General features: G+C 27.3%; 20 protein-coding genes. 3 read left to right on the top strand and 17 right to left on the bottom strand.

The annotated features are described in order from the left end of the window. Nucleotides 1–29: 29 nt before the first annotated feature. The 13 genes from AVENP_RS05780 to AVENP_RS05720 all read right to left on the bottom strand — a co-directional run bounded on the left by AVENP_RS05780 (nucleotide 30) and on the right by AVENP_RS05720 (nucleotide 13,710). Entirely contained in the window at nucleotides 30–476 is a 447-nt protein-coding gene (locus AVENP_RS05780; RefSeq protein WP_128358845.1) for a hypothetical protein, read from the bottom strand. A gap of 282 nt (nucleotides 477–758) precedes the next feature. Continuing rightward, a complete protein-coding gene (locus AVENP_RS05775; RefSeq protein ID WP_228201871.1) occupies nucleotides 759–2,735 on the bottom strand; it encodes a type VI secretion system Vgr family protein in 1,977 nt (658 codons plus the stop codon). Nucleotides 2,736–2,814: 79 nt separating this feature from the next. Further along, nucleotides 2,815–4,086 carry a Y-family DNA polymerase gene (locus AVENP_RS05770; RefSeq protein WP_128358846.1) on the bottom strand — a complete coding sequence of 424 codons (1,272 nt, stop codon included), beginning with the start codon at nucleotides 4,084–4,086 and terminating at the stop codon, nucleotides 2,815–2,817. A gap of 130 nt (nucleotides 4,087–4,216) precedes the next feature. Continuing rightward, the gene (locus AVENP_RS05765) at nucleotides 4,217–4,456 is read right to left on the bottom strand and encodes a hypothetical protein (protein WP_128358847.1); all 240 of its coding nucleotides are present in this window, start codon (nucleotides 4,454–4,456) and stop codon (nucleotides 4,217–4,219) included. A 65-nt stretch (nucleotides 4,457–4,521) separates the two neighbouring features. Beyond that, nucleotides 4,522–5,517 carry a cysteine desulfurase gene (locus tag AVENP_RS05760; RefSeq protein WP_228201872.1) on the bottom strand — a complete coding sequence of 332 codons (996 nt, stop codon included), beginning with the start codon at nucleotides 5,515–5,517 and terminating at the stop codon, nucleotides 4,522–4,524. Next, nucleotides 5,495–5,917, bottom strand: a complete 423-nt coding sequence (locus AVENP_RS05755) for a ModE family transcriptional regulator (protein WP_128358848.1) — start codon at nucleotides 5,915–5,917, stop codon at nucleotides 5,495–5,497. The genes AVENP_RS05760 and AVENP_RS05755 overlap by 23 nt, the downstream gene beginning before the upstream one ends. Further along, complete coding sequence (gene fdhD / locus AVENP_RS05750) at nucleotides 5,910–6,740, bottom strand: formate dehydrogenase accessory sulfurtransferase FdhD (protein ID WP_128358849.1); 831 nt, start codon at nucleotides 6,738–6,740, stop codon at nucleotides 5,910–5,912. The genes AVENP_RS05755 and fdhD overlap by 8 nt, the downstream gene beginning before the upstream one ends. Next, entirely contained in the window at nucleotides 6,737–7,690 is a 954-nt protein-coding gene (locus AVENP_RS05745) for a cytochrome b/b6 domain-containing protein (protein WP_128358850.1), read from the bottom strand. Before AVENP_RS05745 ends, fdhD begins: the two co-directional genes overlap by 4 nt. A gap of 8 nt (nucleotides 7,691–7,698) precedes the next feature. Then, on the bottom strand, nucleotides 7,699–8,292 hold the full coding sequence (gene fdh3B / locus AVENP_RS05740; RefSeq protein ID WP_128358851.1) for a formate dehydrogenase FDH3 subunit beta: 594 nt from the start codon (nucleotides 8,290–8,292) through the stop codon (nucleotides 7,699–7,701). Between the two features lie 9 nt (nucleotides 8,293–8,301). After that, nucleotides 8,302–11,103, bottom strand: coding sequence for a molybdopterin-dependent oxidoreductase (locus AVENP_RS05735; RefSeq protein ID WP_128358852.1), 2,802 nt, complete (start codon nucleotides 11,101–11,103; stop codon nucleotides 8,302–8,304). 19 nt (nucleotides 11,104–11,122) lie between these two features. Then, on the bottom strand, nucleotides 11,123–11,347 hold the full coding sequence (locus AVENP_RS05730) for a twin-arginine translocation signal domain-containing protein (protein ID WP_128358853.1): 225 nt from the start codon (nucleotides 11,345–11,347) through the stop codon (nucleotides 11,123–11,125). Between the two features lie 82 nt (nucleotides 11,348–11,429). After that, nucleotides 11,430–12,041: a TorD/DmsD family molecular chaperone gene (locus AVENP_RS05725; protein WP_128358854.1), complete on the bottom strand. Its 612-nt coding sequence runs from the start codon at nucleotides 12,039–12,041 to the stop codon at nucleotides 11,430–11,432. After that, the gene (locus tag AVENP_RS05720; RefSeq protein WP_128358855.1) at nucleotides 12,034–13,710 is read right to left on the bottom strand and encodes a 4Fe-4S dicluster domain-containing protein; all 1,677 of its coding nucleotides are present in this window, start codon (nucleotides 13,708–13,710) and stop codon (nucleotides 12,034–12,036) included. Before AVENP_RS05720 ends, AVENP_RS05725 begins: the two co-directional genes overlap by 8 nt. A gap of 141 nt (nucleotides 13,711–13,851) precedes the next feature. Here AVENP_RS05720 and AVENP_RS05715 point away from each other — a divergent pair, with 141 nt between their 5' ends. From AVENP_RS05715 to AVENP_RS05705, 3 genes are read left to right on the top strand one after another with little or no spacing between them, the layout of a single operon-like run. Next, nucleotides 13,852–15,006 carry an ABC transporter substrate-binding protein gene (locus tag AVENP_RS05715; protein WP_128358856.1) on the top strand — a complete coding sequence of 385 codons (1,155 nt, stop codon included), beginning with the start codon at nucleotides 13,852–13,854 and terminating at the stop codon, nucleotides 15,004–15,006. Continuing rightward, nucleotides 14,996–16,588 (top strand): sensor histidine kinase, encoded by a 1,593-nt coding sequence (locus AVENP_RS05710; RefSeq protein ID WP_128358857.1) that lies wholly within the window; start codon nucleotides 14,996–14,998, stop codon nucleotides 16,586–16,588. Before AVENP_RS05715 ends, AVENP_RS05710 begins: the two co-directional genes overlap by 11 nt. Next, nucleotides 16,578–17,240 (top strand): response regulator, encoded by a 663-nt coding sequence (locus AVENP_RS05705; protein WP_128358998.1) that lies wholly within the window; start codon nucleotides 16,578–16,580, stop codon nucleotides 17,238–17,240. Before AVENP_RS05710 ends, AVENP_RS05705 begins: the two co-directional genes overlap by 11 nt. Before the next feature lies 1 nt (nucleotide 17,241). Here the strand turns inward: AVENP_RS05705 and AVENP_RS05700 are convergent, their stop codons facing one another. The 4 genes from AVENP_RS05700 to AVENP_RS05685 all read right to left on the bottom strand — a co-directional run bounded on the left by AVENP_RS05700 (nucleotide 17,242) and on the right by AVENP_RS05685 (nucleotide 23,200). Continuing rightward, complete coding sequence (locus tag AVENP_RS05700; RefSeq protein WP_128358858.1) at nucleotides 17,242–18,201, bottom strand: ATP-binding protein; 960 nt, start codon at nucleotides 18,199–18,201, stop codon at nucleotides 17,242–17,244. Continuing rightward, complete coding sequence (locus AVENP_RS05695) at nucleotides 18,198–19,505, bottom strand: tetratricopeptide repeat protein (RefSeq protein ID WP_128358859.1); 1,308 nt, start codon at nucleotides 19,503–19,505, stop codon at nucleotides 18,198–18,200. The genes AVENP_RS05700 and AVENP_RS05695 overlap by 4 nt, the downstream gene beginning before the upstream one ends. A 168-nt stretch (nucleotides 19,506–19,673) precedes the next feature. Then, on the bottom strand, nucleotides 19,674–20,114 hold the full coding sequence (locus AVENP_RS05690; RefSeq protein ID WP_128358860.1) for a hypothetical protein: 441 nt from the start codon (nucleotides 20,112–20,114) through the stop codon (nucleotides 19,674–19,676). A 56-nt stretch (nucleotides 20,115–20,170) separates the two neighbouring features. Further along, on the bottom strand, nucleotides 20,171–23,200 hold the full coding sequence (locus AVENP_RS05685) for an efflux RND transporter permease subunit (RefSeq protein WP_128358861.1): 3,030 nt from the start codon (nucleotides 23,198–23,200) through the stop codon (nucleotides 20,171–20,173). Nucleotide 23,201 lies beyond the last annotated feature (1 nt).

Here is a 23,201-nt window from a genome sequence, read left to right as displayed (position 1 = left end):
ATTATATTTGTATCAATTTCTAGTTCATTTCATATTATTGGTGAAATTGAGCTTTTCTCATAGCCTTTTCTTAGAAATCGTTTTTCACCTATTACTTTAACAAAGTAATCTTCTTTTTTTGCAGTATGCATATATAAAGAAAAAAATGTCAATCTATTATTTGCAGGATATTCTAGGAAATGTCTTACAAGAAAAAATCCACTTGAGTACAATCCTCTTGTATTATTTATGTATTCATCATTTATTCTATATGCTACGATTTCTCCATCTGCTATACATTTTATGCCCTTATGAGATTTTAATCTACTTAACATTGCTCCCTCAAAGTGTATTCCTCCATGCCAAAAACCATTTTCTGTAAACAAATAATTACCTTTTGCTAGACTACTTATCTCTTGCATATATTTTTCATAACTATTTTCTTCAAATGGATATGAAAACTTTGGAATATATGTTCTTTGATTATTTAATGCCAATTCTTTTTCCTTATTTAGAGATAATTACATCTGTTTTTATTTTATCAATAATATTAATTATTGTTTTTCCTACATCTTTAGCCTTAACCCCACCATTAGGAGAAGTTGTATCTATATTTGCAGCTTTTAGATGAATACCACTTTGATCTACTGTTATTACATTTGCACCACATTTTATTGATATTGCTTTATTAGAAACAAATTCTATATTTGAGGCATTATGTTTTATATGATTACTTTTTAGATGGTAATTTTCTTGAACATCAAGTCTAAAACTTTTACCTACTTGAGAAAAAGGTTTATTAAATATTTCTCTTTTGCATCATTTTCTACATAGGTTGTTTTTTTACCATTTACTTTTAACTTATAATTATTTTCTACAATTGTTTTAATATCATTTTTAACAACAGTATTTAAATCTTTTTTTACAGTGATTTCATAATTACCTTTTACAGTTGTTAGCTTTTCCTTTGACACTGTATTTATTTGGTTTTGGTTTATTCTTTGGGTATAGTTTTTATTTATTGTTTGTTTTGAGTTTGATTCTACTATCTCTTCTTTTTTATTATCTATTATTGTTTTTGAGTTATTTAATACATGAGTTGATTTATCATTTAACACTAAAATATTCATATCTTTTTGAGCTCTAAGATTTAGTTCTTCATTTGCTTTTTTATCTTCAAAAAGTATTTCGTTGTATCCTAATTTATTCTCATATTGAGGAATCGAATAAGTTTTGATAAATGACTTAGTTTTATTCTGTGGTAAATCATAGGGATTTTTATTTTCACCATTATGTAAGTTTCCAATTATTATTGGATAATCTGGATCACCATTTACAAAGCTTACTATTACTTCACTATTTACTCTTGGTAAAAATTGACTTCCATATTTATTTCCTGCAAAAAAGGTTGATACTCGTAAATAACAAGAAGTTGTTTTGTTTCTTTCAAAACTAAACAATACTTTTACTCTTCCTTTATCATCAACATCTATTGTGTTTGCATAATCTTTTGTATTAGAATTTGTATTTGAAACAATTGCGGTTAATATTGAATTTATTTTTGTTTTTTTTATACTAATTGGAGGTTTATAACTTATATCTTTGGGAATAGCTTCAAACTCTACTTCATATTGCATTTTTTTATTTTCATTATTATCTTGTTTATATTCATCCAAAGCATTTGGAAAATATCCTTGATATTTCACTTTTAGGATAATAGAATCAACTTTTTTATTTGCTTTTTCATCTTCTAAACTTATACACAAGGCATCTTGAATATTTAATTCTTGTGATTTACCAAATATTGTATTAGATTGGACATATTCTCTTTGGGAATCGATTTTTATATATCTATTTAAATCTTTATAATAACTCTCATTAAATAGATTTAACTTATCTCTAAACTTCTCTTTTATCAAATCCGTTCTTAATTGTTTTGTACTATCATTATCTTTTATACTTGAATTTATGTTCATTCCATAAGAACTTTTATATTCTGTTGAGGGATTATCTTTATCATAAAAATCTTGGAGTAAATGGCTTGTTTTAAACTCTTTTTTTTGATTAAAACTGCAAGTTGAAGAGTATGTTTTTACTATTGAATGTTCGTTTAATTCACAAAGAACAATATTATATGGATTATTAGATGAGTAATCTATTATTAAACTATAGCCCTCTTCTTCACAAAGTATTTGAATAAACTCTAAATCACTTTGATTATATTGAGTTAAGTATTCTCTTCTTGGTTCATTTAATAAATCTATTTTGATTTCAAGATTTAAATTTAAGAGTTCTTTATATCTATTTATAATTGTTAATATTACATCGCTTACTTTTTTATCATGAAAAATTTCATATTTATTTGTCATATTTAAATAAGCTAAAACTGATACTACTTTTATACTATAAAGGTACTTTTTTGCAACAATACTATGTTCACTAGCCTCAAATATTTTTCCAAAGATTTTTTTATTTACGCTTAAATCTATATTATCTTCTAATATGATATTTACATCCGTATCCACTATATCTTCAACATATATAAATTCATCACTTATAAAAACTAAATCAAATACATAAGGAGAGTTTATTTTACTTTCACCACTTAAAGTATAAACACTATAATTCCCATCACTAACACCAAATGTTTGATTATTTTTATAGTTTAAAAGATTTACTCTACACTTTATATCTTGATTTATTTGACTTCTTAAATCTTTTAAAATATTTAAGTTTTTAGTTAATTCAGTTAACATATTGTTCTCTTTGATAGATAAAATAATAAAAAAAAGTATTTTATCTATTAATAAGTTACATTATTATTAAAAAGTACTTTTATTTTTTTATCTCAAACGCACTCTTGACAATATCAATGCCATATTTACTTCTTAATTTTTGCATCTGATTTGTTAAGGCTCTCTTTTTTAGGTCTGTTTCATATTCAAAAAGATTATAGGTGTATTCATTTACTTTAGCGAAATTTAAAACGGTGATATTTAATTGTATTACTCCGTGCGTTTTATGGTTGTCTGTCTCTTCAAAGAGTTTTACCATTTCAGTTTTGAAATCCATTTCATTAAAAATCCTATTTACATTTATATAGTTTTTTGATTTACTTCTATATTCATATCTTATTTGTATGGCGTAAGTTAGGGGATTCACATTTGCTTTTTTTACTAGAAAACACAAATATCTACAAAGAATCATTACTCTTCTTTTTAGTTCCTCTCTATCAAAAATAACATCAAAGGTTCGCCCTATTCCTATTGATTTTTTTTCTCTCTCAAAGGTTAATTTATTATCTCGTATTCCACAAACACGATTGTATAAATCAATTCCTGATTTTTGCCATGAATAAAAAAGCTTTTGATTTTTTTTAATATCACCTAGTGTTTTTATTCCATAACCTTTGAGTTTTTCTTGAAATGCTTTTCCAATTCCAGGGAACTCTTTGATTGGAATATCCTTTATAAAATTCCCAATATTATCAACACTTACATACTTTACACCATCTGGTTTTGCGTATTCTGTTATTAGTTTTGAAAGATATTTTGTATTTGATATTCCTATTGATATAGGCAATTTTAATTCATCAAATATCTTTTTTTTCAAATAATAAGCAAATTGTACTATCTCATCTTCTTCAATATATCCAGATACATCTCCAAAAAATTCATCTATTGAATACTGTTCAACCAAAGGAATCTCTTTTATTAAAAGCTCTTTTAATTTTGTTGATAAATCGTGATACAAAGGATAGTTTGGCGGTAGCATTTTTAAGTGTGGACACAAAGTCAAAGCTTCATTTACACTCATTGCAGTTTTTACTCCAAAAGCTCTGGCTTCATAAGATGATGTTGTTATTATTCCTCTTATTTTCCCATTTTCATCTACAAAATACTCTTTGAAACTCTTCATTCCCTCATTTGTAAGAATGGAACTCACAAATGCTCCACTGTTTGAAGATATTTTTCTAATTTCTTTTTTTGAAGAAAAAATATTAAGATTACTTCTTCCTCCAACCGCAACTGGAATATGAAATAAACTATCATCGATAGTTCTATGAGCAGAAACAAAAAAACAATCAAGGTCTAGGTGTAGGAACATTTAAAAACTTTATTTTATAGGATTTTTATAATTGAATGAGGAAGTATACTTTATTAAAAAAGTTTCTATTTATAATATGTCAAATTGTAATATTTTATTTAAAAGCAGAAAATAAACAAGCCTTTTTGGCTTATTTATTTGTGATGTATTGAATGATTTGTTTAGGAGCTTCGCCAACTTTTACCACAGTTGGAGCAGCAACTAAATCCCTTTGTTCCCTTTTTGTTTCATAAGTAACCTCATAATCTCCACTAGGACAAGAGATCATACTTTTTGATTCACTTAATTTTAACTCTTTACAACCCTCAAAACCATTTGAAGCAAATAGTGTCGAAGTGGCAACCAATAAATATAATGTAATTTTTTTCATTTTTATTCCTTTTTTATTTTATGTAAACAAGATAGCTAAAAAAAGTGAAATTATGAAATAAAAACTTACGAAAACGACTTTATCTGTTTATATTTCAAATAAATAGCATTCACTAACTTTTCTATTTCTTCCTCACTAAAAGTTTGGTTAAAAGCTAGTTGTATTGAGTTTCTGCTTGTTTGATCATCATATCCCATATTTTGGATAATTCGTGAGGGTTTTGAAAGTCCCAAAGAACACCCCTCACCATTTGTTAGGAAGATTTTATTTAAAGCTAGTGTTCTTATTAGTTCTCTGGCTTTTATGCCTTTTAGTGCGATATGAAGTGAGTAAGGTAAGGTATCAGCTGGATTTACGAAAAAATATAAATCATCTTTGAACTTTTCTTTTAGTTTTTGTAAAAATTTATCTTTCATTTCATAGTTAAACTTTTGATTTTCTAGGGCTTCAAAGCAGTATTTTACAGCTAAAGTATCTATAAATCCTATATTTAAAAGTTCAAATAAGTTTTCATCTTCAAAAAGTAAAACTCCTGAGAGGTTATAACCTGTTAGTTTATAATTATCAAAATAAACAGCATCACTTAATATTGAAAAATTTGCACTTGCATTTGAGATGATTTTTGCATTTGTTAGTTTTTTGGCTTCTTGTAAAGAAGTTATTACAAAGGTATCCATAACATAAGAAGATAAAAAAAGAAAATCTATATTTTCATTTTCTATTTTCTTTAGATTTACTTTTCCATCTTTATTTAAACTTATCCATAATATTTCAAAACCTAAGTTTTCATATAATTTTGCAGCATTTATTAAAGCTTCACATTCACCAACACTTATGGCAATATTTCCTTTTAACTCTAAAAAAAGTCCTAAAAATCCCTCTTTTGAAAAAGAAAAAGTTTTTAATTTGGAATAGGCAAACTTCTGTTTATAGTTTTTACATAAGTTTTCAAAATCAGTGTTTGTAACTAAACTATCTATTGAATAGTTTTCATTTGATAAATCTAATTTTATTGGATTGTATTGTAAAACATTTAGTTTAACCAAGCTCTTTTTTTCCATTTCTGCTTCTAAAACAACCAAGCTGACAATGGCTTACTTTTATATCACTATTTTTTACAGTTGAACCAACTGTTTTGAGATTTGAACGTTTTGCTTCATCCCATAAAACTCTACATTCTAAAGTTTCATGTCCCATATAGTTCTGTTTTAGTCTATTATAAACTTGAATATTTGGGTCTTTAAATTTTAGTTTTCCAAAAACACCAAGTTCACAATTTGTGATTTCAAGCCCCATGCTTTGGATAATTGAATTCATTTCAATGGGTTTTCTTCCTATTAATCTTGCAACTTTAAAAGCTTTTAAACAAGATAATTTTCCATCTTCATCTAAGTTTGTCAATAAAAATTCTTTTTGGATATTATCCAACTCTACACCGACGCTATCTTCATTTTTAGACATTTATTCTTCCTGAGTGAGTATATACGTTCATTTTATTACCCCTTGCAAATCCTACAAGTGTAATTCCATGTTCGTTTGCTGATTTTACACCTTGAAAAGTAACGGCTGCTTTTGAAACAACGATTGGGATTTTATGCATTACACATTTCACAACCATTTCCATAGATAATCGTCCAGTTGCATATAAAACTGATTTTTTAACATCTTTTTTATTCATACTTGCAAGTCCAATAACCTTATCAATTGCATTATGTCGCCCTATATCTTCAGCGACGAAAATTGTACCATCTTCTAAAATAAGTTCAGCTTTATGAACACATCCTGTATTATCAAAAAGGTCTGAGTGTCTATTAAATTCTCTCATATTTGCTAAAATATCTTTTGCATGAACACTATAATCTGTGCTTACAAATGCACAATCAAATACTTTTTCTGCATTTCCTGTAACTCCTACGCAACAACCAGAAGTTAATGTTTTTTCTTTAAAAAGATTTTCATAACCCTCAGGGCTAACATTTGCAAAAACCTCAACTTTTAATCCATCGTTACTTATAGTTATCGTTTTTATGTCTGAAAAATCTTTTATTACTGCTTCACTTAACAAAAATCCAACAATATGTGCATCTTGATATTGAGCTATACTCATAACTGATAAAAGTTTTTTTCCATTTAAATAAAATTCAACTTTATCTTCTTTTATAACATAATCTTCAAGGCTTTCAATCCCATTCTCATCAACTTTTTCAATAATTATCTCTTTAATATATTTATTTGAATTAGTATAAGAAAGGGAGAAGTTTTCACTTCTCATAGGCTTTGTCATGCCACTTTTCCTTTTTCAATATCAGCTAATATATCAGGAGCTAATTGTTCTAAATGTTCCCTTGGATATTTACCTGTAATTAAACCTTTTAAGTTACCTTTTACAGCAATTAAAACTGAATATACAAAATCCATTAAGAAAAACATAATCAATACACTAGAACCAAAATGTACATAAAGTAAAGCTCTTTTAAATTGAATTAAATGAGCATTTGTATAAGCATCTGGATGAAGATACCATATTATAAATCCACTTGCTAGTAAACCAGCACCCATTAATACAAAGGCAATAAAAATAACTCTTTTCATTGGTTTATATTTTCCAGGTAGAATTATTTTTCCTAACAAACTGTTTTTTGAAAATAATTTTACATCTTTAAATGCAATAATAGTCATTAGTAACCAAATAGGAAACCAAATAAGACCTGTTATTTCATGTGTACCTCTTAGGATAAAAGGAATATATCCACCTCCACTTCTAAGACTCCAAGTAATATTAAATCCAGTAATTATCAAAGTAATTATAATAATTACATTTAACCAAATAACTGCTCTGTGAAATGCAGAAAATACTTGAACTTGGTCATTTGGATTTGTAATAATTGCGCTTTTTCTTCCATTAAGTGTATACATTACACAAAATATTGCGATTTCACCAACAAAAACCCACCAAATGTATAGTTGTCTTTCATTACTGGCTCTTATTATTTCAGGAGCAATTGCCTCATAGTTTGAGCCAAAAGCTGCATCTACCATAGCTTTGTAAGTTGAAGTTGGAGGAGTTATTGCTCCATCCACGCTCCCACTTGTAATTACATGAATAGTATATTTAAATAAATATTCCCAATCCATAATCATCATAAATTTAATAAATACAAAACCTACTAATGATAGTCCAAGAAGAGTGAAAATATACGCTTTATTTCTATAAAAAAATGAGCTATTTTCCATATTATTTCCTACCATCCATAAGATTCAGTAGAGATACCTTTACCTTGTGATGCTGCTCTATATGTTTTGATTAAAGCAACTTCATTGGCATCACCTACAAGTAAAGCTTTAGTTGAGCACATAGACGCACACATTGGTACTTTACCTTCACTAATTCTATTTTGTCCATATTTGTGGAACTCTTCAGGAGAATTAGTCTCTTCTGGACCTCCTGCACACATTGTACATTTATCCATTTTCCCTTTTGTTCCAAATGCACCATTTTTTGGAAATTGTGGAGCACCAAAAGGACAAGCAAATAAACAATATCCACAACCAATGCATTTATCTTTATCATGTAAAACAATACCATCTGTTCTAATATAAAAACAATCTGTTGGGCAAACTTTTTGGCAAGGTGCGTCAGCACAATGCATACAAGCCATAGAAAGAGAAATCTCTTTCCCTACTATTCCTTCATTTACTGTAATTACTTTTCTTCTATTAACTCCAACTGGAACTTCATGAGCTTCTTTACAAGCTACAACACAACCATTACAATCAATACAAAGGTTTTCATCACAATAAAATTTCATTCTTGAAAAATCTACATTATTATTCATGGTACTCTCCTATGCTCTTTCAATTCTTACAAGTGAACAGTTTACTTCTGGACAAGCTGTTTGTTGATCAAATCCATAACTTGTAACTTGGTTTGAATTTTCACCCATTGCATATGGTGCAGTTCCACTTGGATATCTATCTGTTAAATCTTCACCACTCCACCATCCAGAGAAGTTTTGAGGTAAGAATACTGATTTGTCATCTACTCTTAAACTAACTTTACATTTAATTTTGATTTTTCCACCACCTGTTCCATAAAGCCACATCATATCACCATCATTTAGCCCTAATCTTCCAGCTAATATAGGATTTAACTCTCCAAACATTTCTGGATTTAACTCTGAAAGGTAATGAGATGCTCTTGTCTCTGTTCCTGTTCCCATGTGTTCAACTACTCTTCCTGAAATCATATTTACAGGATAATTTTTTGCCCAATCTTCTTTTAATTGTTCACTCTCATATCTAACATCAATTCTAAAGTGATTTGGTATATCTTTAGTTGCTGGATATTTTGCAACTAAATCCGTTCTAGGAGAGTGTAAAGGTTCTCTATGTTTTGGTACATTATCAATAAACTCCCAAACTATAGTTCTTGCTTTTGCATTTCCAAAAGGAGTAAGTCCAGCATCAAGTGCATATTTTACTAAAATTCCACTAGTATCAGTTTTCCAATTTGTACCTTCAACAAGAGCTTTTTCTTCAGCAGTTAAAGTAATTCCTGCTAATTCTTCAATGTTTTTAGCTGTAATTTCATCATATCCACCTTTGATTCTTGAACCTTTTGGTGCACTTCCTTCATTTGCAAGTAAACTAACTCCATTTCTCTGTGTTCCAAATCTCGTTCTAAATCCCATACCACCTTGAGATACAGGTAAACTTGTATTAAATAAAACTGGACTTCCTGGGTGTGTTTCGCTCCAACAAGGCCATGGTAATCCATAATACTCTTTTTCAGTAATCCCTTTTCCTTTTAAGTTTGAAGGGTTAAATAAGTGCCAATTCTCTTGATGTTTTTTTAATCTTTCAGCAGTAACACCTGTCAAACCATGAGCTTTTAAAGTTCTTGCAATTTCATTTGTTGCATCTTCTGGCCAAGTGAAGTTATCACCTTTTCCCATACCTGCAACAAATTCATTATAAAACCCTAATCTTTTTGCAAAATCAAATAAAATTTCTTGATCTTTTCTTGATTCAAAAAGTGGCTTAACAACTTGAGTTCTCCATTGTGTACTTCTTCCTGTATTTACAACAGAACCAGAATTCTCAACTTGAGAAGCAGCTGGTAATAAAAATAAATTATCATTTCTTGTTGTAATAACAGCAGAGTCATTTACATAAGGATCAATAAATACAACTAAATCCAGCTTGTCTAAAGCCTCTTTTGATTTATGAGTTTCGGTAACAGTTGATACTCCATTTCCTATACAAATAAGAGCTTTTATAGGTGTTCCACCATTATATTTGGCATTTGATTCATCAAGAACACTATGTTTCCATAAAGATAAAGTATTACCTTTTGCTTCCATTAACTCTTTTGATTTAAATCTTCCTTTTAACCACTCATAATCTACTTTCCACTGTTTTGCAAAGTATTTCCATGAACCTTCAGCTAAACCATAATATCCAGGTAATGTATCAGCAAGACAACCCATATCAGTTGAACCTTGAACATTATCATGTCCTCTTAAAACATTACATCCACCACCTGATACTCCAACATTTCCAAGTAATAATTGTAAAATAGCTCCTAATCGCGTATTTGACGAACCAATAGTATGGTGAGTCCAACCTTGATTCCAAATCAAAGCTCCTGGAGTTGAATTTGCAAATGTTGTAGCAACTTGAATTAACTCTTCAGGCTTACAACCTGTAATATCTGCAACTTTTTCAGGAGTGTACTCTTCACACTCTTTGAATATCTCTTCCATTCCATAAACTCTGTTATCTAAATACTCTTTGTTATACCAGTTATTATCACGAATTAGCCTAATTAGACCATATAAAAAAGCAATATCTGTTCCTGTTCTAATTCTACAATAAAGGTCAGATTTCACTGCTGTTTTAGTATATCTTGGATCAATAACTATAACTTTTGCACCATTTTGTTCTTTTGCTTTTAGTATATGTTGCATCGCAATTGGATGAGCTTCTGCTGGATTTGCGCCCATTATTAAAATAGCTTTAGAGTTATGCATATCACCTAAATGATTTGTCATTCCACCATATCCAAAGGTATTTGCAGCTCCGGCAACTGTTGGACTATGACAAATTCTAGCAACGTGATCTATATTATTTGTTCCAAACATTGAAACAAATTTTCTAATATAAAATGCTTGTTCATTACTTACTTTTGCTGAACCTAAAAACATAACTGAATCTGGACCAAATTTTTCTCTTAACTCTAATAGTTTATTAGAAATCTTTGTCATAGCATCATCCCATGATACTCTATTCCATTTTCCAGCTACTTTTTCTATTGGATATTGCAATCTGTTTGTAGATCTAACCTTATCGATCATATCTGCACCTTTACAACAGTGTCCACCTCTACTAATTGGGTGATCTTGAGCTACTTCTTGTCTTACCCATACACCATTATGAACTTCTGCAACTACTCCACAACCAACTGAACAATGCATACAAATAGTTTTAATCAATTTTGAACCTGGATATGGGTTTTTTACCTCTTCTTCAGTTGCATCTCTTAATACTTTATCAGTGTTTGCAAAGGCAGAAGTTGCTGTTACAGCAGTTGCAAGTGAAGCCATTTTAAGAAAACTTCTTCTTCCAAAGCTTTTTAATACTTCCATTAAATCCTCCTATTATTTTTTATTTAGCAGCGCTATAAAACTCTTCCCAAGCTGCTGTTTTTTTATATAAAATTTCTTTTTTAACTGATGTGCCTACTACAACACCATTACCGATTATACTTCCAGCTCCTCTATCTTTACTCTCACTTGTTGCAGCAGTTGCAACAACAGAGCCTGCCAATACAGAAGCTGCTATTCCGGCTCTTTTAATAAAGTTACGTCTTTCGTTTAACTCATTAGCCATAATTAACTCCACTTTTAAATTTGGGTAAAAAGCCCCTTTAAAAATTCCTTTAAATTTTTAGAGCAGCTTTCTTACAAAATTCTTATTTTTTTAATTTTTGAATATCTAAATATGCTCTTTCAAAATTACAAATATTTGCTAAAATAACTCCAACTTGTGAATAAATTGCACTGGGAGAGGCTATTAATTTGTAAAATAACTCTTCACAATAAGGATTAATTACAATTTGAAATAACTCTTTTTGTAAATCTTCTTTAATCTCATTTTTGATTTGTTGCTCAATTAAATATGCACTTAAAGTAAAAATAAATCCATAATGGTCTTCTGGTGCAGTAAAAGTTTTTTCATCTTTTCTGATTTTTGTTTTTGCTAAAACATCTTTTACTTTTAACTGCATAAACCCACCTTCTCGTTGTTCGTGATACCAAGAAGCACTCAAAGAAACAAAAGTTCCAAAAGGAACAATAAAAAGTTCTTGATAATCAATATATAATTTATCAAAACCTTTATCTTCTAAATAATTTAAAATATTTTTTGCAGCAACTGATACATCTTCATCAAAAGAGTTATTAGATAGAATTTCTAAATCATTAATAATTTGTTTTTCATTGTTTTTTACATACTCTTCTACAAACAATAAAGATAAAATATTGTATAAAAACAGTCTTGCTTTATCAATTTCTAATTTATGCATCTAATAATCCTTGTTTTATCATCAATTTGGCTTTACAATCTTCACAGCAATACAAAGTTCTTTTTTTAGTTTCACTTGATTTTGCAAAAATTGGAGCCATAATAGAAGCTATTTTTTCAATAGCTTTAGTTGTTGCAAACTCTTTTCCACACTCAACACAGGCAAAAAGTTTATCTTTTGCTAATATATTTTCTTTAAACCACATAGGTTGTAGTTGAATTTCATCTCTTTGGATTGTTAAACAATCAATTTCTGGACATGAAATTTCACAATAACCACATGAAGTACAAAGTGATGGATTTACTCTTAAAGTAAAGTCACTCTCATTTGCAAACAAGGCATCCACATTACATGCCCCCACACAAGATAAACATAAAGTACAGTTATCTTGATTTACTTTTACAGTTCCATAATGTATATGCTCACCAGTTGTTACTATTCCTAAATCTTCATTTCCTACAATTTTTTGTAATCTTTGAGAAAAAACTTCTCTTTTTTTAAGACCACTTTGATTGAAATTAAAATAAGAGTCTTCAACAAAAGATACTTTTTCTAAAGCTAAGGCTAATTCTTCTTCATTACTAGCTACTAAAACAGCATCTAAAGCAAATCTTTTTTGATAAATATCATTTAAAATTCTAATTGAATCAGCTGTACCTTTTGAAAGGAAATCACAATAAAAGATAACTTGAGAACCACTAAGTTGAAGCAAAGTTAAAAGTGATGATTCATCTAAAAATTTCTCACCCTCAATTGCAAAAGGTAAAACATTATCTTTTAATTCAAGCTCTAAGTTTTGAATATTCATTTTTAAAGGAAGAATTAAAGGATGAGTATCTTTATAAAATTTACTCATTTCAAATAAAGAGTCTCTATTTGTAGGTGCATAATCAAGAGAACCACTTGGACAAACAGAAATGCAACCACCACAGCCAAAACAATCAATTTGAGAGAATGTTAAAGTTTTAGTTTTATCATTTTTTGTAATTGCAACGGTTGGGCAAACATCTTCACATTTACTACAAATTTCAACTCGTCTTTCATTATATTGACAAATTGTTGGGTCATATGTTGTAAATTTTTTATAAGAGTATGAGTTAATATTTTGTTTTAATGATTTAATCACATCTTGAATATTTGATAAATTTGAGTTAAAAATACCTATTCTTTCTTTTTGCATTTGTTTAGCATCAAACCAAACAATTTGAGAAACATTTAAAGTAATTTCTTCACCTTCATCATCAACAATAACTTGTAAATTTCCAATATTTCCAGAGATAGATTTTAAAATATCTGCACTTATTGAGAAAAGTTCAAAATCTTTTGCTTCAATATTTGATAAAAAATTATCATATTCATCTTGTGAATTTACAATTATCAAAACTTCATTTGAGATTTCAGCAGAATAAGGAATATCTAAAGCAAAATCATATTTACTTGCAGCTATTTCATAGAGCTTTAAAACATTTTTGATTTTATTTGATAAGTTATCTTGTGAATTTTTTATATAAAAATCAATTTCTTGTGCACTTATTTCACTACTTATTTCAGATGTATTAGATATGAGGAAATTTTTATTTTTAGTATCTTCAATATTTGTTGTTACAAATATCTGCTCACTAATGGGAAAATCAAGCCCTGAAGCATTATAATAAATAAATTCTTGCAAATTTTATCCCTTTTAGGTAAAAAATATTTTACCTAATTCTATATGTATAAAAATAAAATGTGGCTTAAATAATAAATTATTATTTACCATTTTTGAATTATGATTCAAATCTTTTTTGGCTATATTTTAGTACACTTTCAAATGTCAAAAAAATTATTACTTTTTATATCTATATTTATTATTTTTTATATCTGTTTAAAAAATGAAGTTTTCAAAGAAAAAACTTTAATTATTGGGTCATCTCTTCCAAATAGTGGAATTATTAAATCTTGGGGAGAGTCTGTATCAAGTGGAGTTAATGCTTATTTTACTTATGCAAATGAAAATAATTTGATAAAAAACAAAAAAATTGAGTTTTTAGTTTATGATGATAAATATGAACCTGAACTAACATTTGAAAATACTAAAAAATTAATTTTCAAGGATAAAGTTTTTGCCCTTTTTGGTTTTGTTGGAACTCCTACAGTAAAAAGAATTTTACCTATTTTATATGATGAAGATATTCCATTTTTTTCTGCATTTACAGGAGCTTCTTTTTTAAGAGATAATAAAAATCAAAACTTTATAAATTTTAGAAGCTCTTATGATCAAGAAATAGAAACTTTAATAAATTATTTGAGCAACAAAAAGAAATTAAATAAAATTGCTGTGTTTTATCAAAATGATGATTATGGAGAAGAAGGTTATATCTCTTTAGTTAATTCATTAAAAAAAAGAGATTTAGGACTTATTGCTGAGGGTTCATATAAAAGAAATACTTTATCAATAAATCATGCTTTTAATGAAATGAAAGATGTTATTCCAGAAGTAATTTTTATAATTGGAGCATATAAGACAAACTCTTTATTTATAAAAAAAGCAAGAGAGCATGAAAATCTAAAAGATGTAATATTTTGTAATATCTCTTTTGGAGATAGTAATTCTATGGTAAAAGAATTGAAAAATTTGGGTACAGATAGTGAAAATATAATTTTTTCACAAGTAGTTCCAAGTTATGAAAACACAAATATTGAAGCTGTAAAAGAGTATCAACAAATCATGCAAAAATATTATCCTAATGAGCCTTTTGGCTTTTTATCCCTTGAAGCTTTTTTATCTTCAAAGATTTTAGTGAACGCAATTTCAAGAATTACAGGAGATATAACTAGAGAAAAACTACTTTATATGTTAAAAACTACTCCAAATGATTTATTAAAAGGTATTTCATTGGAATATAAAAATTCACAACTTTTAAATAAAACTTATCTTTTCGAATATAAAAATGATAAATTTATAGAGCTAAAAAATGAAAAATAAATTTAATTTTTTAATCTCATATTTTGATAGTTTAGATTTTAAATATAAAACATCATTTTTAGTTTTTATCATTGCTGGTGGAATGATTTGTATTATTATTTTGTCTCAAATATCTATTTTTACAATGAAACATGATTTCGATATTTTATTTGAAAAAAGAACAAAAAGTTTAATGCAACTTGAACATATAAAAGACTCTTACAAAGTAAATATTCAAGATACGTTATTTGATTTTGAAAGAAAACAAATCACATATCAACAAAGCATAGAAATTCTGAAATTAGCTCAAGAAATAATAGATAGAAATTGGTCTTTATACAAAGAACAAATTAAACTAAGAAACAAAGAATTTTTAACAATATTCATAAAAAAATTTATTATAAATGAAGAAAATTATTACGAAAACAAAGCTTTAAAACAATCTATAATGGAAAATATAAATAAAAAACGAGAGTTAATTAAAGATGAAATTGATTTAATTAAGATATTAAACTCTGATGAGTATTTTGCAAATATGAATCTTGAAATAAATGCAATTTCTATCTATCTTACAAGTTTGATTAATTATGATTTATCCCTTGCCATAAATGAAAAAAGAAACACCGATAAGATTTTTAATATTATTTTTATTTTTTCTATAATTTTTATTTTTATAGTATTTTTCTTTTCTGTAATTTTGTCTTTATTTATAATTAATAATTTTAAAAAATTGCATAACTCTTTAGAACAAAAAGTAAATGAAAAAACAAAAGAACTTCAAGAGATAAACAATTATCTTGAGATAAAAATTTCAAAAGAAGTTGTACAAAATAGAAAAAAAGACATTATCATGTTTCAACAAGCAAGGTTTGCAAGTCTTGGAGAAATGCTTAATAATATTGCCCATCAATGGAGACAACCATTAGGTTCAATTACTATGATAATTCAAAGTTTTCAAACAAAAATGTCATTAGGAAAATTAACTCCTACTTTTGTAGATGAAAAAGTAAATGATGCCCTACTTTTGGCAAATAACATGTCAAATACCCTAGAAGATTTTAAAAATTTCTTTTCACCAAATAAAATAAAAAGTAAATTTAGTATAAAAAATTGTATTGAACACTCTATTGAATTATCAAAATATTTGCTACTTCAAGAAAGTATTGAAGTAAAAGTGAAAATTAGAAAAGATATGGAAATAAATAGTTATTACAATGAATTATCTCATGTATTTTTAAATATAATTTCAAATTCAAAAGATGCTTTATGTTCTAATGTTGACAAAAATGATAGAATTATCAAAATAATTGTACATAAATATAAAAATCATCTTGTTGTAAATATGCTTGATAATGGTGGAGGAATCCCTGAAGATATTTTGCCAAAAATTTTCGAGCCATATTACACCACAAAATATAAAAGTGCCGGTACTGGTATTGGACTTTATATGTCAAAACAGATAATTGAAAAACATATGAATGGGGTAATCTTTTGCAGAAATATATCTCATAAAATGAAAAACAAAAAAGCATTTAATTGCACCCTATTTACAATAAAAATACCAATACAAGATGAAAGTAGCGAAAATACAAATGACAAATAATGATTTAAATATATTACACAATTTTAATGTTTTATATCTTGAAGATGATGAAGACTTATTAAAACACACGAGAGATATTTTAGAAGATTTTGTAAATAATACCTATGCTGTTAAAACTTCAACTGAAGCTTTAGATATTTTATTGCATAAAAAAGTAGATGTAATTATTTGTGATATTTTATTAAAAAATGAAAATGGAATTGATTTTTTAAAACATATTAAAAATAAAAATATAAATACTCCAATAATTTTAACAACTGCACATACAGATACTCAATATTTACTTGATGCAATAAAATTAAAAGTAGAAAACTACATAATAAAACCTATAAATATCAAAGAGCTACTTAATAGTTTACATACTATTTTACTTCCCATTATTCAAAAAAAAGAGATTCAAAAAAACAATAATGTAATTAAAACAATTTCAGCAATATCAGATGGGAAACAAGTTGAAATAGTAAAACATATTATAAATAATCTAGACAATGAAAACCTTTTCACAGCTTCGTATACAGATATAATGGATAACTTTTCAATTTCTAAACCAACTCTTATAAAACTTTTCAAAGATTTAGCAGAAAAAAATATCCTTACAAAAGTACAACATAAAACTTATAGATTTAATGAAAGTGCTTTGGAGAATTTATAATTTATAAAAACCCCATAATTTTCTTTTTTTTAGGTTTATTAAAAGCAAGATATTCAGCTACATCATTATATTCTCCTGATTCATTTGCATATTCTAATACATTATTAACTAAATCAAACCATTCAGTTACAGTAGGTTTATTTGTGGCAATGCTAGCTAAAATATCCTCAGTAACAATATCACGTTCATTTCCTGTTTCAAGAATCTCATCTAAAGCTATTTCAATAGCTGAATCTACAATTCCTTTTATATCTGCACCAGAATAGAAATTCGTTTCACTTGCTAATTTTTTATAGTCTATTTTATATATTGGAATATCTTTTAATAAAAGTTTGAACATTGATTCTCTTGCATTATCATCAGGAGGAGGAACAAAAAATAAAGTATCAAATCGTCCTGTACGTTTAAAAGCACTATCTACATCCCAAGGAGCATTTGTTGCTCCAATTATTAAAATGCCCTCATTATCTGAATCAAAACCATCTAATTGTGATAAAAATGTATTAATTACACTTGAACTACTAGAGTGTTTTAATAACTCTCTTTTTCTTCCAAGTGCATCAATTTCATCAATAAAAATAATCGCAGGTTTATGTGCTCTAGCTTCTTTAAATAATCCAGCAATATTTTTTTCACTATTCCCTAGCCACTTATCAAGTATCTGGTCTATGCCTACATGGAAAAAGGAAGCTTTACATTCACCAGCAATGGCTTTTGCAAAATGAGTTTTACCACATCCAGGAGGGCCATACATTAAAATGCCACCACCAATTTTTTTATTATATTTTTTAAAAAGTTCTGGTTTTTGAAATGGCATAATAATTTTCATATTTGCTTTTTTCTTTAAAGTATCAAGCCCTGCCACCTCATCAAATGTTATATTTAAATCTTTTTCAAATAAAAAAGTTTCTTTCAAATTATCTTCTAATGTCTCTTCTTTATTAGATAATATTTCACTCATATGATTCTCCTAACAGTTTGCGTATATATAATTCCCATAAATAAAGCTAAAATCCAAGGTGAGAATGATGGATAAATATTTATTGCAGGAAGTATTAACACGGATATAATTTTCAATAAATATAATAATACAAATGCTTTAAGCAAAAAAGAAAAGCTAAATTGTTTTTTCATAATTAATACAAAAAAAGGAATAATAAAAATCATTGAAATAGAAATTGCTAATTCATTCAAAAAAGCCACTACAGAAAGAATCAATAAAATAATTTCTAAAATATTTACTTTTAATAATTCAGGTAAATCTTTGATGGTTAAATATTTTATTGTACTTTTTGTTTCTTGCATTGCTTCAACAAGCGATATAATTATTGATTTAAAAAAAGTTGCAATATTCCTTAAAAAATAAGCAAAAAATAGGCTTATAAAAATAGATATGATTATCAGACTAATATCTTTTTTTTCATCTATGAAAAATGGAAATATTGCAAAAGCTGTTAACAAATATGCTTCTAAAGAATAATATGACAAATGAATTATAGATATAATGATAAAAATAATTAATGTATTTTTCACTACATTTGGTACACTTACTTGAAATGTCAAAAAAATCTCAACTACTATTGCAAAAATTGAAAGAAAAAATAAAATTAAATCTCTTTTATTTGTTTTAAGAGCTGATTGATAAGTTTCACTGAAAGGGTTTAGTTTAAGAGCTTTTAGAAAACCTTTTTTTTGTTTTTTTAACGATTTATTATCTATTGTACTCATAAAGTAAATGGCATCACTATTATTAGGATCAATAGAAAGGATATTATCTAAGATTTCTTTGTATTTTTTATTACCTAAATTATATAGCACTCTTGCATATAAAGACATATAACTGATATTACTACTATCTTGTTCCAATGCCTTCATAATCATTCTCTCTGCATCTATAAAATCATATCTATCATTAAATACCACTGCTTTTAAATAAAATAAATAAGCATCATTAGGATATAAACTAAGAGCAATATTAACCTCTTTTAATGCTTTTGTATAATTCATTCTTTCCAAATAAACTCTCGTTAATAATGCATGATAATAACTGTTATTGGGGAATTTTTCAAGTGCTTCATTTACAAATTTTTCTGCTTTATCCAATAGTTTTAATTCTAAATTAGATTCAATAATTTTGCTATACAAATACTCAATATATTCATTTTCTGTATAAAGATATTTCATACATAACTCTATAACCTGTTTATATCTTTTTAGGTCGTACAAATAGTGTATTTTTTCTATAAATGCTTCTTCTTCAATCATTGTTACTCAAGACTTTAAGTTTTTTATAATATTTTGCGATTATATCTTTTAAAATATTACAATTATATTATTATTTATATAAGCTCTAAATTAGGTATTTATTTTGATTATGATGATAATTTGAAAATATTTTGACAAAAATAATTGAAGATATAGGGAAATAAAAAATTAATCCAATATCTGTAAAATCTCTTCTATTTTAAAGATATTAGCTTCTGAAAATTCATCTTTATTTTCTTCATATTTAGTTTTATTTAACTCCAGTAAATTTCGTAGTTCCTCTCTTAGAATAAACTCTTTTTCACTTACAATTCTATGTTTGAAAGTCTCTTTCAAATCAAAATTTACAGTTGATTGAATATCTATTAAAAAATTTAAACTATAGTGAACTTCTCTTTGGTCAATATAAGATCTTGAAGCCATAAGATAAGCTGCATTAAAGAATACATCATCCATTTCTCTTGATGTATATGTCATTTTAATTAGACCTTTTGCATTCTCTATCAAATCATTTTTAGAATAATTTTCTCCTAATTTTGTAAGTATCTCCAAAACTTTATCAAAATCAAAATCATTTATTAATTTTTTTTGTATCTCTTCTAAATTCACTCTCTTTTACCTTTTTTTTGTAAGGATAAAGGGAGTAAAACTCCCTTTAAATCAAATTATTTAACTAAGCCTTTTTCATACCATTTTCGTAACCATACATCAAATGGATAAATAAATTTATAAATAGCAGGTACAACAAGAAGCGTTAAAATAGTTGAACTAACAAGTCCTCCAATAATTGCTAAAGCCATTGGAGCGTTACTTTCATGCCCTGCTCCACTTCCAAATGCAAGGGGAATCATTGCTCCTATCATGGCAAATGTTGTCATTAGAATTGGTCTTAACCTTTTTTCTCCAGCTTCTAAAAGTGCATCATCAATACTTTTTCCATCTTTAATAGCACGATTTGCAAAGTCAACAACTAAAATTGCATTTTTACCAACCATTCCTAAAAGTAAAATAATACCTATCATAACAAACAAACTAAATGAATTACCTGTTGCATAAAGGGCAACCATTATTCCTGTAAAAGAAAGTGGCATAGAAATCATAATAATAAATGGCTGTATTATAGATTCATATAATGCAGCTAATATAAGATAAATTAAAATTACAGCTAAAAGAACTGCTCCTGCAAAAGCTTTACTTGTATCTTCCATATTTTCAACGTCACCTGTGAACCGATAATTATAACCCTTTGGAAGAATTTCAGGCATTTTAGAGTTAATTACTGCAACAATTTTATCAAGGGAAGTATTAAAAATATTCGCAGTTACAAGTACTTTTCTCTCCCTATCAAATCTATTAATTGAAGCATTTCCTAAACTTTCTTTAATTTCTATTAATCCCTCAAGGGCAACAAATTGTCCACTTGAATTACGAACTTGTAATTTTTTCAAATCATCTAATGAACTTCTATAATCGTCTTTTAATCTTACTGTTATATCAAACTGTCTTCCATTATCTTCATAATAAGAAACTGCACTTTCACTTGAATAAGCTGAGCTTAAAATTGAAGCTATATCTTCAACACTAACTCCTACTCTTTGAGCATTTTCTCTTAAAATACCAATTTTGATTTCAGGTTTTCCATTTTCAAAATCTCTATCAACATCAACAATACCAGATGTATCTTTTAATATTGTCATTAGTTTTAAAGATGTGGCATCTAGTTCAGCTAAATTATCACCTGTAATAACTACTTGAATTGGTGATGTTGAATCTCCTGTATTAAAGTCATCAATCTTATCAACAGATATTATTAAGCCCTTTATTGAAGAAAATTTATCTCTATAATATTGAATAATTGCTTCTTGTGTTTTTTTTCGTTCACCAAGTTTTTTTAGTTTTACATAGATTCTAGCTTTATGTAATTCTTTTGCAGAGTTATAACCAATTGATGAAATTGAATATAAAATATCTTTATCTTCTTTCAATATATCATCTAAAGGAGTTATTTTATCTTTCATTGATTCTAAATTAACTCCAACAGGTGCTTTAATCAATACTTGAAATTCTGCATTATCTTCCATTGGCAAAAATGACATACCAACTTTTAAAGTTGTTGATGCAATAAGAAGAGAAATAGTAACAATAATTGTCAATGTTTTATATCGAATCAAAGGCTTAAGTAACCAAACATATCCTTTGTCAATAGCTTTTAAAATAGGTTCTGTTTTATGATAAAAACTGCTTTCTTTTGAACTTAAAACTCGTGCTGCAATACTTGGTATAAACATAATTGCAACAAGGTATGAAATTACAATACCAGAAGCTACGGTCATTGCAAAAGAGTTAAAAAACATTCCAACTATTCCATCCATAAAAGCAACAGGTATAAAAACAGCCAATAAAACTGATGAAATTGCTAAAACAGAAAATGCAACTTCTTTTGCACCTTCAAAAGAGGCTTGAAATGGAGATATGCCAGCTTCCATTTTTTTCATAATATTTTCAATAACAACAATTGCATCATCAATAAATATTCCAATTGCAAGGGTAAGCCCAATTAGAGTTAAACGATTTAAATCATAACCTAAGGCGTCAATGATAGCAAAAGTACCAATAACTGATGTTGGAATTGCTAATGCTGAAACAATTGTAGCTGTAACATTTCGTAAAAAAAGAAAAACAATAACAATAGCAAGAAATGCACCAAAAATAAGGTCAAATTGTACATTATCAATATTAACCATGATTTTTTCAGATTGATCTTCTAATATTTTTATTTGGCTTTTTTCACCTGATAATGTTTGAAGTTTAGGAAGTATTTTTTTCACTTCTGTAATAATATTTAATACATTTTCACCAGCTATTTTTTTTACTTCTAAAGTAACACCTTGTTGTCCATTAAAAGAGGAAAAACTTTTTGCATCACTTAATCCATCTTTAATTGTTGCAATATCTTTTAATTTAACACCAGATTTTACTAATAAATTACCTACATCTTCGATACTTTGAGCATCTCCTTGGGCTTTAAGAATAATTTCTTGATTTTGATTAACAAGTTTTCCAACCCCTTCTTTTATATTTTGTTTTTTAATAATACTACTAACATCAGCTGAGCTTAGATTATATTTATTAAGTAAAAAAGGGTCTATAAAAATACGAATTTCTCTATCTTGATAACCCAAAATATTAACTTCACCAACTCCTTTAATCCGTTGTAATTGAGGTTTGATTTTTTCATCAGCAAGTCTCATTAAAGATATTGTGTCAGTTCCACTTGAAGCAATAAAAAGGCTTATAACAGCTCCTCCACCACCTAGTTTTTTAACAATAGGTTTATCAACTTCTGAGGGTAAATCTAATGCACCAATTTTATCACGTACATCATTTGTCGCTTCATCTAAATCTTTTGTTAGTTTAAATTGAACCGTTACCGAACTAAAACCATCATAACTTGTTGACATAAGTTTATCAATTCCATCAACACCAGAAACTGCTTCTTCTATTTTATCTGTTACTTTTGTTTCAACAGTTGAGGGATCTGCACCTTTGTAAGTTGTTTCTATTGTAACAACTGGGAAATCTACATTTGGGAAAAGATTAATTGGCATTGTGTTATATGACATTAATCCAAAAACAATAAATGTCAAAACGCCCATTAATGTTGTAATTGGGCGATTTATAGCTAATTTATACATG

This window comes from Arcobacter venerupis (genome assembly GCF_013201665.1).
Taxonomy (GTDB): domain Bacteria; phylum Campylobacterota; class Campylobacteria; order Campylobacterales; family Arcobacteraceae; genus Aliarcobacter; species Aliarcobacter venerupis.
This window is presented reverse-complemented; position numbering and strand designations above follow the sequence as displayed.

Excerpts from the sequence above, each read along its gene's own strand:
- AVENP_RS05715 (WP_128358856.1), top strand. The coding sequence starts at position 13,852 with ATGTCAAAAAAATTATTACTTTTTATATCTATATTTATTATTTTTTAT.
- AVENP_RS05695 (WP_128358859.1), bottom strand. The coding sequence starts at position 19,505 with ATGATTGAAGAAGAAGCATTTATAGAAAAAATACACTATTTGTACGAC.
- fdh3B (WP_128358851.1), bottom strand. The coding sequence starts at position 8,292 with ATGAATAATAATGTAGATTTTTCAAGAATGAAATTTTATTGTGATGAA.
- AVENP_RS05705 (WP_128358998.1), top strand. The coding sequence starts at position 16,578 with ATGACAAATAATGATTTAAATATATTACACAATTTTAATGTTTTATAT.
- AVENP_RS05730 (WP_128358853.1), bottom strand. The coding sequence starts at position 11,347 with ATGGCTAATGAGTTAAACGAAAGACGTAACTTTATTAAAAGAGCCGGA.
- AVENP_RS05755 (WP_128358848.1), bottom strand. The coding sequence starts at position 5,917 with ATGTCTAAAAATGAAGATAGCGTCGGTGTAGAGTTGGATAATATCCAA.
- AVENP_RS05760 (WP_228201872.1), bottom strand. The coding sequence starts at position 5,517 with ATGGAAAAAAAGAGCTTGGTTAAACTAAATGTTTTACAATACAATCCA.
- fdhD (WP_128358849.1), bottom strand. The coding sequence starts at position 6,740 with ATGACAAAGCCTATGAGAAGTGAAAACTTCTCCCTTTCTTATACTAAT.
- AVENP_RS05765 (WP_128358847.1), bottom strand. The coding sequence starts at position 4,456 with ATGAAAAAAATTACATTATATTTATTGGTTGCCACTTCGACACTATTT.
- AVENP_RS05710 (WP_128358857.1), top strand. The coding sequence starts at position 14,996 with ATGAAAAATAAATTTAATTTTTTAATCTCATATTTTGATAGTTTAGAT.
- AVENP_RS05685 (WP_128358861.1), bottom strand. The coding sequence starts at position 23,200 with ATGTATAAATTAGCTATAAATCGCCCAATTACAACATTAATGGGCGTT.
- AVENP_RS05775 (WP_228201871.1), bottom strand. The coding sequence starts at position 2,735 with ATGTTAACTGAATTAACTAAAAACTTAAATATTTTAAAAGATTTAAGA.
- AVENP_RS05770 (WP_128358846.1), bottom strand. The coding sequence starts at position 4,086 with ATGTTCCTACACCTAGACCTTGATTGTTTTTTTGTTTCTGCTCATAGA.
- AVENP_RS05725 (WP_128358854.1), bottom strand. The coding sequence starts at position 12,041 with ATGCATAAATTAGAAATTGATAAAGCAAGACTGTTTTTATACAATATT.
- AVENP_RS05745 (WP_128358850.1), bottom strand. The coding sequence starts at position 7,690 with ATGGAAAATAGCTCATTTTTTTATAGAAATAAAGCGTATATTTTCACT.
- AVENP_RS05700 (WP_128358858.1), bottom strand. The coding sequence starts at position 18,201 with ATGAGTGAAATATTATCTAATAAAGAAGAGACATTAGAAGATAATTTG.
- AVENP_RS05735 (WP_128358852.1), bottom strand. The coding sequence starts at position 11,103 with ATGGAAGTATTAAAAAGCTTTGGAAGAAGAAGTTTTCTTAAAATGGCT.